Origin of the sequence: Alteromonas salexigens, from assembly GCF_025628895.1 — a bacterium.
In the GTDB taxonomy this organism is placed as follows: domain Bacteria; phylum Pseudomonadota; class Gammaproteobacteria; order Enterobacterales; family Alteromonadaceae; genus Alteromonas; species Alteromonas salexigens.
In genome coordinates, this window is the sequence record NZ_JAOTJC010000006.1 from 256,266 (window position 1) to 268,816 (window position 12,551).

General features: G+C 49.9%; 9 protein-coding genes. 5 read left to right on the forward strand and 4 right to left on the reverse strand.

The genetic code is table 11. From position 1 onward, the window contains the following. Positions 1-108 precede the first annotated feature (108 nt). From OCL06_RS05265 to OCL06_RS05275, 3 genes are all read right to left on the reverse strand, one after another. Positions 109-894: an alpha/beta fold hydrolase gene (locus OCL06_RS05265; protein WP_262992695.1), complete on the reverse strand. Its 786-nt coding sequence runs from the start codon at positions 892-894 to the stop codon at positions 109-111. A gap of 59 nt (positions 895-953) precedes the next feature. After that, positions 954-1,352, reverse strand: coding sequence for an H-NS histone family protein (locus OCL06_RS05270; RefSeq protein ID WP_262992696.1), 399 nt, complete (start codon positions 1,350-1,352; stop codon positions 954-956). 111 nt (positions 1,353-1,463) lie between these two features. Then, positions 1,464-3,113 carry an electron transfer flavoprotein-ubiquinone oxidoreductase gene (locus OCL06_RS05275; RefSeq protein ID WP_262992697.1) on the reverse strand — a complete coding sequence of 550 codons (1,650 nt, stop codon included), beginning with the start codon at positions 3,111-3,113 and terminating at the stop codon, positions 1,464-1,466. A gap of 333 nt (positions 3,114-3,446) precedes the next feature. Here OCL06_RS05275 and OCL06_RS05280 point away from each other — a divergent pair, with 333 nt between their 5' ends. Then, a complete protein-coding gene (locus OCL06_RS05280) occupies positions 3,447-4,199 on the forward strand; it encodes an electron transfer flavoprotein subunit beta/FixA family protein (protein WP_262992698.1) in 753 nt (250 codons plus the stop codon). Next, entirely contained in the window at positions 4,196-5,122 is a 927-nt protein-coding gene (locus OCL06_RS05285) for an electron transfer flavoprotein subunit alpha/FixB family protein (RefSeq protein WP_262992699.1), read from the forward strand. Before OCL06_RS05280 ends, OCL06_RS05285 begins: the two co-directional genes overlap by 4 nt. A gap of 105 nt (positions 5,123-5,227) precedes the next feature. On the opposite strand, the gene OCL06_RS05290 is transcribed toward OCL06_RS05285, so the two are convergent. Continuing rightward, complete coding sequence (locus tag OCL06_RS05290) at positions 5,228-5,536, reverse strand: isoamylase early set domain-containing protein (RefSeq protein WP_262992700.1); 309 nt, start codon at positions 5,534-5,536, stop codon at positions 5,228-5,230. 372 nt (positions 5,537-5,908) lie between these two features. Here OCL06_RS05290 and OCL06_RS05295 point away from each other — a divergent pair, with 372 nt between their 5' ends. From OCL06_RS05295 to OCL06_RS05305, 3 genes are read left to right on the forward strand one after another with little or no spacing between them, the layout of a single operon-like run. Then, positions 5,909-7,132, forward strand: coding sequence for an efflux RND transporter periplasmic adaptor subunit (locus tag OCL06_RS05295; protein WP_262992701.1), 1,224 nt, complete (start codon positions 5,909-5,911; stop codon positions 7,130-7,132). Next, positions 7,129-10,287, forward strand: a complete 3,159-nt coding sequence (locus OCL06_RS05300; protein ID WP_262992702.1) for an efflux RND transporter permease subunit — start codon at positions 7,129-7,131, stop codon at positions 10,285-10,287. The genes OCL06_RS05295 and OCL06_RS05300 overlap by 4 nt, the downstream gene beginning before the upstream one ends. Further along, complete coding sequence (locus tag OCL06_RS05305; protein ID WP_262992703.1) at positions 10,284-12,413, forward strand: prolyl oligopeptidase family serine peptidase; 2,130 nt, start codon at positions 10,284-10,286, stop codon at positions 12,411-12,413. The genes OCL06_RS05300 and OCL06_RS05305 overlap by 4 nt, the downstream gene beginning before the upstream one ends. Positions 12,414-12,551: the final 138 nt, after the last annotated feature.

The following is a 12,551-nucleotide window of genomic DNA, read 5'->3' on the forward strand; positions in this document are numbered from 1 at the left end:
TATATCTTAAAAATTTCCGGCAAAACTATACCACAGTCTATACGTCTGACAGAGCCAAAAGCGTTTAAAAATACGTTAATCTTCTGCCCGTCAGCCAGATGGGATTAGTTATTTACATTTTGCTAATTGTTTTTCAACAATTGCGTTAAATAGTTGCGGTTTCTCGGCGTGCAACCAGTGTCCGGCGCCATTAATAACATGGGCTTTGGCGGCAGGGAAGTAGCTGGCTATTGCTGATCTGTGTTCTGGCAGAATATACTCAGAATCGCCGCCTTTAATAAATAAAACCGGCCCCTGATACTGAGCATCCATCGCCGGCCAGTCGCTGATATGCGAATAGCTGGCCTTGAGACCGGATAAATTAAACCGCCATTGCCATTGTCCGGCCTCGTTCTGATAGAGGCTTTTTAGCAAAAACTGTCTTACGCCGGCTTCGGCGATGTGTTTAGCCAGCTGCTCATCGGCCTGCTGACGACTTTGAATCGAGGCCAGGGACACACTTTCAAGTCCTGCAATAATACTCTGGTGTCGGTGTGGGTAGCTTACCGGCGCAATGTCTGCTGCCATGACCTGGTGAACTAACTCAGGGTGGTGTAATGCAAAACGCAGCGCGACCTTGCCGCCCAGAGAATGTCCGAGCAGGATAAAGCGACTAAGTGATAGCTGAGAAACAGTCGCATGCAGACACGCTACTGCTGCATCCAGCGTAAACGTATTAAGGCGTGGTGACTGACCATGATCTGGCAGGTCGACGGAAATAACCCGAAAATCTTTTTCAAAGTGTCGGCGAATAACGGCGAGATTATTTAAATCACCGAATAATCCATGAATAAGTAACAACACCGGACGTTTTTTATCGCCTTCGGTGTCTGAGTAATGCAGTGCATCAGGCATGATCATCCGTAAATTATTTGCGAGAGAAAAGCACGCCGCGAGAAACGCGGCGTTAGATATTAAATTGAGAAGTCTTGTAACTTCTTGCCGTTATCAATGGCTTCTTTAAAGACTTTTGGCATACGGCCAATGCCTGTCCATGGATGAGTTTTACCGTCTTTATCGGTAATTTGATATTTTACCGGGCGCTTTTTACCGGTGGTTTTTTTAGGTGTATCTGAAGACGATACTTTCAAATCGTCAACTTTTACGCCAGCTTCTTCCATTTGTTTTTGGATTTCTGCTATTTTAGCCAGCTTTTCCTTTTCAGCCTGTTCTTGCTCGAGCGCCTTTTGCTTACGTTTTTCAATTATATTTCCCAGCTTGTCCTGTACCGACTCAAGCTCCTGGATGCTTAATTCCTTTACTGCACCTTGTAAACGTCGTCCGTGGGTTAAAATATCTAAAAATTCGCTCATCGATTAACCTTGCGTTTAGTGTGAATAAATTCGTGCATGATAATAGTTAAAATATAAGCAAAAAAAAAGCAGTAAGAAACTGCTTTTTAAAAATAAATTTTTGATCCCTTTTTACATATTCGGGTAATTGGGGCCACCGGTCCCTTCCGGAACCACCCACCGGATATTCTGAGACGGATCTTTTATATCGCAGGTTTTACAGTGAACGCAGTTTTGCGCGTTAATCTGAAATTTCTTCTCACCTTCTTCCTCGATGATTTCATACACTCCGGCCGGGCAATACCGTTGCGCTGGCTCATCGTATTTAGGCAAGTTTACCTGAATAGGGATCGTAGGATCTTTAAGCTGCAAATGACAAGGCTGGTCTTCTTCATGATTCGTATTTGATAAAAATACTGAAGACAATTTGTCAAAGCTCAATTGACCATCAGGTTTTGGATAATCAATTTTTTCACACTCATCCACGGTTTTCATTTGCGCATAATCTTTATGTTCGTCCTTTAATGTGACAAACATGTTTCCACCGAACAGGTTTTGTTCAAGGGTATTAAATGCGCCGCCCCAGAAGTTGCCAAACTTATGAATTGCCGGTCCGAAATTACGCGACAGGTATAACTCATCGTAAACCCAGGACTTTTTAAAATTGTCAGTAAATGCAGAAAGCTCTTTTGCTGGTGTATCATCAGATGCGCTCAACGCGTCGAACAGAGTTTCGGCGGCCACCATGCCCGATTTCATGGCTGTGTGATTACCCTTGATCTTTGCAAAGTTGAGCGTGCCGGCATCACAACCTACCAATAAACCACCGGGGAAGGTCATTTTAGGCAGGGAGTTAAAGCCGCCCTTGGCGATGGCTCTGGCGCCATAGGACACCCGCGTGCCGCCTTTGAGATATTGGCTTATTACCGGGTGATGTTTAAGTTGCTGAAATTCGTCGAACGGACTCAGATGCGGGTTCTCATAGTTTAGATCGACGATGAGCCCTACCAGTATCTGGTTGTCTTCAGCATGATAGAGATAGCTGCCACCGGTGGCATCAGACAGCGGCCAGCCGGCGGTATGCACCACCAGACCTTCCTGATGGACAGCCGGGTCTACATCCCAGATCTCTTTAAAGCCGATAGCGTAATGTTGCGGTGCACTGTCTTTATCAAGCTGGAACTTCTCAATAAGTTCTTTGCCAAGATGACCACGGCAGCCTTCGGCGAACACGGTATATTTGGCACGCAGCTCCATACCGGGCATGTAGCCGCCTTTTTGCTCACCGTTTGCCCCGACACCCATGTCACCGGTAATGACGCCACCTACGCTACCATCGTCATTATACAATACGTCGGCGGCCGCGAACCCAGGGAAGACTTCAACACCAAGCTGCTCCGCCTGTTCTGCCAGCCAGCGACACACGTTGCCCATCGAAACAATATAGTTTCCCTGGTTGTGCATGGTTTTAGGGGTCATAGCATTGGGGAGTTTTTTGGCTGATGACGCGTCATTGAGCAGATAAATATGATCGTCGGTGACGGCTGTTTTCAGCGGGGCGCCTTTCTCTTTCCAGTCAGGGAAAAGTTCATTCAGTGCGCGGGGCTCGAAGACGGCGCCGGAAAGGACGTGCGCTCCCACTTCAGACCCTTTCTCTACCACGCAAACCATCAGCTCCTGGTCTTTTTCATTGGCAAGCTGCATGAGTTTACAGGCAGTGGACAGACCGGCTGGGCCGGCTCCAACGATGACGACGTCAAACTCCATCGATTCTCGTTCCACGGGAGGCTCCTTTTGCGTTGTTTTTATAATGCATTATTGATGAAACAAATAATACGAAGTGTCAAAAACATGTAAATTAAATGTCGACCTGAAAGGTAATCCAGGTTGACGTTTACGTCAACAGTAAGTACATTGCGATTAGGTTTACGTTAACGTTAGTTTACGTTTTGGTAACGTTTTAAGGTTAACGTTGAGTTTTTGCCTGTTGCCTTATGGTTTTTACTGGCTATAAAACAATCTGGATGCATTCTGCGCACGCGCGCAACATCTTCACAGGCAATTCGAGATGCGTGATGGTGCCTGGCACCGACAAACTCAACAATTGAGGTAACTATGAAAATACTCGTACCGGTCAAACGCGCAATTGACTACAACGTCAAGGTGAGAGTGAAATCTGATAACTCCGGCGTTGACCTGACAAATGCCAAAATGGCTATCAACCCGTTTTGTGAAATTGCGGTAGAAGAGGCCGTAAGGCTGAAAGAGCAAGGTATCGCTGAAGAAGTGGTGGTGGTTTCGATTGGCGACAAAGCTTGTCAGGAACAAATCCGCACTGCACTGGCGCTGGGTGCCGACCGTGGTATACAGGTTGACACCGACCAGGCTCTGGACTCACTACAGGTGGCTAAACTGCTGGCTAAAGTAGTAGAAGAAGAATCACCTGAGCTGGTGATCCTGGGTAAACAAAGCATTGATTCGGACAACAACCAGACCGGACAAATGTTAGCTGCGCTTACTGGCCGTCCCCAGGGGACATTCGCATCTAAGGTGGTTGTGGAAGACGGTAAGGTGCAGGTTACCCGTGAAATTGACGGCGGCTTGCAGACCGTGGCTCTTGCTCTGCCAGCCATTGTGACTACCGACTTGCGTCTGAACGAGCCGCGCTATGCGTCACTGCCCAATATTATGAAAGCGAAGCGGAAGCCGCTCGATGTTAAACCGGCTGCCGATTTTGGTGTTGAGCTCACGTCCCACGTCAAAACACTGAAAGTGACACCACCACCGCAGCGTAAAGGCGGTATTAAGGTAGCAGACGTTGCTGAACTGGTAGATAAGCTGAAAAACGAAGCGAAGGTGATCTCATGAGCATTCTGGTTTTCGCAGAACACGACAACACCGAATTGAAGCCGGAAACGGCGAAAGTGGTCCATGCAGCAAGTCAGATGGGCGACGATATTCACATCCTGGTGGCCGGCGAAAACTGCGCGGCAGTGGCCGACAGTGCGGCAACAATCAGTGGCGTCAGTAAAGTACTAGTGGCTGATAACGGGGTGTATAAGCACCAGCTGGCAGAAAATATTGCAGATCTGGTGGTGGAAATGGCGGAAGGCTATAGTCATATAGTCGCGGCGGCGACCACTACCGGTAAAAACTTTATGCCCCGGGTAGCGGCACTGCTGGATGTGGCACAAATTTCTGACATTATTGGTGTAGAGAGCGACGATACGTTCGTCCGGCCTATTTATGCCGGTAACGCGATAGCCACAGTTCAGTCTGCTGACGCCGTGAAGGTGATTACCGTTCGCGCCGCGTCGTTTGATGCAGCAGCATCAGAGGGCAGTGCGGAAGTGGCCAGTGTCGATGTGGTAAAGGATGCAGATAAATCTGAATTCGTCAGTGAGTCACTGACTGAATCTGAACGTCCTGAACTCACCGCAGCAGAAGTGGTTATTTCTGGTGGCCGTGGAATGCAAAACGGCGAGAATTTTGCGCTCCTGGAAGGCATTGCCGACAAGCTGGGTGCGGCCATTGGCGCATCACGAGCAGCCGTGGACGCAGGCTTTGTGCCCAACGATATGCAGGTAGGTCAAACCGGCAAAATAGTCGCCCCGCAGCTTTATATTGCGGTAGGTATCTCAGGCGCTATCCAGCATCTGGCGGGTATGAAAGATTCGAAAATTATTGTGGCAATCAATAAGGACGAAGAAGCACCCATCTTCCAGGTGGCTGATTATGGCTTGGTAGGTGACTTATTTGATGTGTTGCCAGAGCTGGAAAAGTCTCTGTAACCCCAGTTGTTGCAAAAACGAAAGGCTGCCACTGGCAGCCTTTTTTTATTGTTGGTCAACCTTGAAAATGAATATAAAGTTACCGGAACCCGACAGCTTTATTACTTACACTCTGACAACCGAGTTTTCTTCAAGGCTTACCGGTGAAGGCTTATAGCCGTCTGCTTCCCAGTCGTTTTCCCATGCCTTGCCGTCCAGTACGTAGCGAAACTGGTACTCGTTGTTTGCTTCCAGGTTGACGGTCTGGGTAAAGTCGCCATTTTTCAGTCTTCTCATCGGCGTGGAAGATAAATCCCAGCCATTGAAATCGCCTACCAGAATGGCAGAACTGGCATCTTTGGCGGCCTGGGCGGGTAGCCGGAAGGTGACTTTACATACCGGTTTAGATTTCAGATATTGTTTTTTCAGACTCATGGTTTCCTCTTGACGACCTCGGTGTAATAAAATTACATAATAAGTTTAAATAATCACCAGTTTTGGACGAATTTGCAATAGTTTTGTACTAAAATTACTTGAAAACATGTCTGGTATTTGCCCGCCGAAACTTCAGTGCTTCTCCTAAAGGCAGGTAAGCAGCCTAAGCGTGCCTACAGTAACTGACTGAATATAGGCATGTTCTTTTCAGTAAAACCCGTTAACAATTCTTACAAACTATCCTGAGCAGTCTGCTGATAAAGCAGTTACACTAGCGTTGCATAATAAAAATAGTCCGAGAGTGGCGGGGCGTAAAGGTATGCATCTGACCTTTTTGCATTACCGCTATTCTGTTTTCGCTAAGGGATGGGAATGAAAAATACACTAATCAAAGCAGGCATACCGCTGCTCATTTTACTGGTTGCTATAGGCGTGGCCTCTGCCATGATTATGTCGAAAGAGCCCCCTGAGCAACAACCTGTAGAAGATAAAGCGTTTCTGGTTGATGCCACAGCGGTGTCCAGCCAGCCAGTTACCTTTAAAGTCCGGTCCCAGGGCAATGTAGTTCCTAAAAATCAAACCAGTCTCAGTGCGCAGGTGAGTGGCAAAGTAGAGTCGCTATCTGAGCAGTTTGTAGTGGGGGGCATGGTTCGGAAAGGCGATGTTCTGGCGACCCTGGAGCAACAGGATTACCTTACCGATGTAAAACTGGCGGAAGCAGAGCTGGCCCAGGCAAAAGCAGCCCTCCAGGAAGAAATTGCCCGCGGTAAAGTTGCCGAGTCCGAGTGGAAGTCGGTGAATAGTGTGGTGCCACCGGAGTTAGGTTTACGTAAGCCTCAACTGGCCCGTGAGCAAGCTAATGTAAAGGCGGCAGAAGCCAAACTTGAGCGAGCGCAGCGCAATCTTTCCCGCACCCGGATCACGGCGCCCTACGATGGATTAGTGGTGTCCCGTAATATTGATTTAGGTCAGTTTGTGAGTACCGGCATGGCCATTGGTTCGGTATACGCCACTGATGTGGCTGAAGTCCGTTTGCCGGTTACCGATAGCGATCTGGCATTTCTGGACTTACAGCAAAGCAAGCGCCAACAGGGCAATGTGACACTGACCGCGTCGGTGGCAGGCAAAACTCACACCTGGACCGGCTCATTAGTACGTACCGAAGGGATCCGCGACAGTGCCAGCCGGGTAGTGTACGTCATCGTAGAAGTCGTCGACCCCTATCTGCGGGACTCGGACGAAGAGGGTGTCGCGTTGCAATTTGGTCAGTTTGTTGAGGCCAGCATCACGGGTACCAGGACCGAAGATTTGATTGTTTTGCCGCGCACCACACTGCGTTTGGATAACACCGTGCTGGTGGTGGAAGAAGGACGCGAATTAGCTATTAAGCCAGTCGATGTGTTGCGAACCAGCGCTGACAGCGTGTACTTGTCGGATGGCCTGGACGACGGTGATCTGGTGATAATGAGCGCGGTCCCGAATCCTTACAATGGTATGAAGGTACGTCTGCCTGGTGACGAACCCGTGTTGCCCCCGGAAGCAGAAAACGATAAAGCTGAAGACACTGAACGGGTGGAGCAGGAGGCATCAGAATGAGTCGCATCGACACAAAGCATGGTGTCATCGCCTGGTTCGCCCGCAATCACGTAGCTGCAAACCTGTTAATGTGGTTGCTGCTGGTTGGCGGCGTGTTTGGCGCAATTGGCATTCAAAAGCAAATCTTTCCTACTTTCGATATTAATATCGTCAATGTAAGAGTCCCTTATCTGGGCGCGGCGCCCCAGGAAGTGGAGGAGGGCGTTATTCTCAAAGTAGAGGAAGCCGTTAAAAACCTCGAGGGGATCAAGCAAATTACCTCTACTGCCGTAGAAGGCATGGGCACCGTGCGCATCGAAGCCGAAGAAGACTACGATGTGCAATCGCTGCTGGACGAAGTAAAAGTACAGGTAGATGCCATACCGAGTTTTCCGGGTAATACCGAAAAGCCGGTGGTGTACCGTCAAAAAATTCAGCAGGACGTGATCTGGCTGTCTGTATACGGGGATGCTTCTGAGCGCGAATTAAAAGAGTTCGCGAAAGATATGCGCGAGGATATTGCCAACCTGCCGGGTATTTCCAGCGTGCAGGTGGTAGGCGACCGGGATTACGAGATTTCAATAGAACTGGCAGAAGAAGATCTGCAACGTTACAACCTGACGTTCTCCGATGTGGTGACGCGCTTACGACAGTCGAGCGTAGACTTACCAGGCGGCTCAATTCGCACGGAGAATGGCGACATCTTATTGCGGACAAAGGGCCAGGCTTATACCGGCTGGGACTTTGCCCAGCTAGTGCTACTGGTAGATGCCAGCGGTACCCGTGTCACCTTAGGCGACGTGGCTTATATTAACGATGGCTTTGTTGAAACGAACCAGTATGCCCTGTTTGATGGCAAACCCGCGATCAGCTTGCGGGTACAGGCGGTAGGTGACCAAAACGCCCTGGAAATTTCCCGGCAGGTAAATGGCTACATCGACAATGCCAAGAAAAGCTTTCCTGACCATATCAACGCCGACACCTGGGGTGACAGTTCGTTTTATCTGGCTGATCGTCTCAACATGATGCTGGAAAACATGTTTTTTGGTGCCTTGCTGGTGTTCATTGTGTTGTCGTTGTTCCTCAAACTGAAGCTGGCATTCTGGGTGATCGTGGGGTTACCGGTGTGTTTTCTGGGGACATTGCTGATCTTGCCGATTGATATGCTGGGCGTGTCTATAAACCTGCTGAGCCTGTTCGCATTTATTCTGGTACTCGGGATTGTGGTAGACGATGCCATCATCATGGGCGAGTCAGCTTATTCAGAGATAGATAAAAAAGGCCACAGTACCGACAACGTCATTGCTGGCGTGAAAAAGGTCGCCATGCCGGCCACGTTCGGGGTATTGACGACCATTGCGGCGTTTACGCCCATGCTGATGGTTTCCGGGCCCTTTGGGGTCATTTGGAAAACCATCGGTCTGGTGGTCATCGTATGTCTGGTCTTTTCGCTGATTGAGTCAAAGCTTATTCTGCCTGCGCACTTGGTGCACATGAAACTGAAGCCTTACGATCCGACCAAAGCCAATCGCCTGCAACGGTTCCGGGATTTTTTCAGCGAAGGGATCAAGCGCTTTATCAGCAACACCTATGCGCCGTTTTTGGAAAAAGCCATTCGCAATCGTTACACCACCCTGGCAATGTTCATGGCCATGCTGATCCTCACCATCGGGTTGTTTGGCGGCGGCATAGTAAGGTTTGTGTTTTTCCCGAATATCCCCAGCGACTTTATGATGGCCACGGTAGAGCTTGAGCCTGGCTCGTCATTACAGCAGCGGGATGCAGCTATTACCACGCTGCGGGAAGCGCTGGATCGCATGGATTCCGAACTGGAAGAAGAAACCGGCTATGGTGTGGTGAAGCATTCTATTGCCTACGACAATGGCTTGCTCAGTGGCCAGGTATTCGTAGAGTTAACGAAAGGGGAAACCCGGGAACTCGCCGACTTTGAAATTCATCAGCGTTGGCGGGACGAGGTGCCGGAGATTCCTGGAGTGAAGTCGTTTGATATTGGCTCCCCCGGAGGCCCGGGCGGTGGCTCTGATCTCAGTTTCGAATTCAACTCCGCGGATATCGATGCCTTACGCAGTATCAGCAATGACTTAAAAAACCGGTTGGCTGCTTACAGCGGTGTTACGGATATCAACGACACCTTCTCAGGCGGTAGTGATGAAATTCAGCTCTCTCTGAAACCTCAGGCAGAAGCTTCCGGGATTTCTTTGCAGCAGCTGGGACAGCAGGTGCGCTATGGATTTTATGGTGCTGAAGTACAGCGTATCCAGCGAGATGAAGAAGAAATAAAGGTTATGGTGCGGTATCCCGAAGCACAGCGTAACAGCGTGGAGCATCTTGAAACCATGCGTATCCGTACCCCCAGTGGCGAGGAAATCCCTTTTGAAGAAGTGGGTGAAATCACACTGGGAGAAGGCTTCGATACCATTGTCAGGGTGGACGGTGCACGCTCCGTAACGGTTACTGCGAAAGTAGATAAAGACGCCTTAGATCCAGGTGAAATTACCCGGGAAGTTATCGAAGACGTGATGCCGGATCTTCTTGAACGCTATCCAAGTGTTAGCTTTGAGTTGCAGGGCAATTCCCGGGAACAACAGGAAGCCATGGCCGGGCTGCTAAAAGGGCTGTTATTTGCTCTGTTTGCCATTTATGCGCTGCTGGCAATTCCGCTGAAATCCTATTCGCAGCCGCTGATCATCATGTCAGTGATACCCTTTGGGGTGGTGGGAGCCATTATTGGCCACCTGGCATTCGACATGGCTGTTAGTGTGTTGTCTATCTGCGGCATTATCGCGTTGTCAGGGGTGGTGGTTAACGACAGCTTGATCATGGTGGATTTCGTTAACCGTGCCCGCAGTGAAGGACACTCCCTCAGAGAAGCGGCCATCAGTGCAGGTACACAACGGTTCAGAGCAATTATCCTGACCTCGCTGACTACCTTTATGGGGTTGATGCCTATCGTGTTTGAACGCAGTCTGCAGGCGCAGATTGTTATTCCTATGGCAATCTCGCTGGCCTTCGGGATTTTATTCGCGACGGTTATCACCCTGCTGTTGGTCCCCTCGTTATACGTCATACTGGATGATATTAAGGGCGTATTTCGGCGGAAGCCGCCCGCGGCCCGCACTAATAACGACACACTCTCACAAGGACAGTCATCATGAACCGAATAACCGGCTTCACCATCGCGGCGCTCAGTTTAAGCGGTGCGTTTCTGCAAGGATGTAGCAGTGCAGACAATGCACCGGCTAAACCTGACACCAGCTTCACCTATCCCGAAACCCCAAAAGTGGAGCAGCAGGACGCCTACCACGGGGCAAACGTCAGCGATCCGTACCGCTGGCTGGAAGCGATGAATAGCGATGCAGTGAAAGCATGGGTAGGGAAGCAAAATGCACTGGCGCGTCCTTTTCTGGAATCGCTGCCTACCCGAGTGCAGTATAAAGAGCGCATTACCACGTTGTGGGATTACGAAAAGTACCGGGTACCTTTTTTCAAGGGCGGTAAATTCTTTTATTCTCACAACAATGGTCTGCAAAATCAGTACGTGTTGTTTGTAGCCAGCAGTCCTGATGGCGAGCCGCAGGTTCTTATCGATCCTAACACCTTCAGTGAAGACGGCACGGTCTCCATGGCGGAATACGAAATCAGTCCACGGGCAAATAAAGTTGCCTATATGACCTCCGATGGCGGTTCAGACTGGAAAACCATTCGTGTCCGTGACATCAATACGTTTGAAGAGAGTGAGGAAACGCTGGCAGGCGTGAAGTTCACCAACATCAGCTGGCTTCCTGATGAAAGCGGCTTTTATTACTCTCGCTACCCAAAAAATGCAGCCGGTGAGTGGGATGATAAGCAGTCGGTCAGTATCTACTTTCACAAACTGGGTAGCGAGCAGAACGAAGACCGCCAGGTTTTCGCGTTTGCGAATGAACCCAAATGGGCGCCGTATCCGGTGGTGATCGGTGATGGCAGCACCATGCTCATTATCGTTAATGAAGGTTTTGATTCAAATGCCGTGTATACCTATGATTTGACAGCGCCAGACAGTACACCTAAGCCTGTCTTTGATAAGTGGGACGGGTTGTACGACTTTATTGATATGCACGGTAGTGAGTTGCTTTTCCTGACCAACCATGATGCGCCGAGCAGCAAAGTCATCGCGTATGATTTGCATGGCGGTACCGTGCGGGATGTCATCCCTGCCACCGACGCGACACTGGATGACGCGGCATTGCTGGATGGTAAGCTGGTTGCCCAGTATATTCGGAACGTGAAGTCTGAGGTAGCCGTTTATGATCTTCAGGGAAACAAACTGCACGACATCGCCATGCCGGGGATTGGCAGTGTTGAAGGTTTTTATGATGACAAATCCAGTCAGAAAACCTATTACAAGTTAACCAGTTATACCAATCCCGGCGCTATCTACGAGCATGATTTAAGCGCCGCAGAGTCGCAGTTATATAAAGCGATATCGGTGCCGGCAGACCTGGACAAGTTTGAACTCCGGCAGGTATTTTATACCAGCAAAGATGGCACGCAGGTGCCCATGTTTATCGTGCACCAGCGCGGACTTGAATTAGATGGTTCACACAAAACCTTGTTATACGGTTACGGCGGCTTCAACGTCAGCCTGATGCCCAGGTATTCGGCTACCCGCATGGCGTGGGTGGAGCAAGGCAACGTGCTCGCTATCGCAAATTTGCGGGGTGGGGGCGAATATGGGCAGGCCTGGCATAAGGCCGGCACGCGGCTACAAAAGCAGAACGTATTTGATGACTTCATTGCGGCGGGCGAATACCTGATAGATAACGGTTATACCACTTCCTCGCGACTGGCGATCCAAGGCGGCAGCAACGGCGGATTATTGGTGGGAGCGGCCATTACCCAGCGTCCGGATCTGTTTGGCGCGGCGCTTCCGGCGGTAGGTGTGCTGGATATGCTGAGATACCATACCCCAAATGCTAACGCGCGGGCATGGTCCACTGACTATGGTCTGAGTGAAAACGCCGATGAGTTTGATGCGCTGTATGCATACTCACCGGTGCATAATACCGTAGCAGGGGAATGTTATCCGGCTACGCTTATTACCACCGGCGACCATGATGATCGCGTGGTGCCCTGGCACAGCTACAAATTCGCCGCAGTGTTGCAGCGGGATCAGGGGTGTAGCAACCCGGTGTTGCTACGGGTAGAAACCCGGGCGGGGCATGGCGCGGGCACACCCACCTGGATGCGTATTGAGAGTTATGCCGATCAATGGGCATTTCTGGAAGCGGCCTTGCAATAACAAAACCACGCAGGTCAGCCTCGCCGGAGGCTGACCGCATTTTCCACTTTATCTCTTCGAACATCTGCGTGTAGCTAAATTCCTCCTTCGATCCACCCTTTGCATGAGTTAGTCGCGTGAGAGCCGGGCATGGGGTTT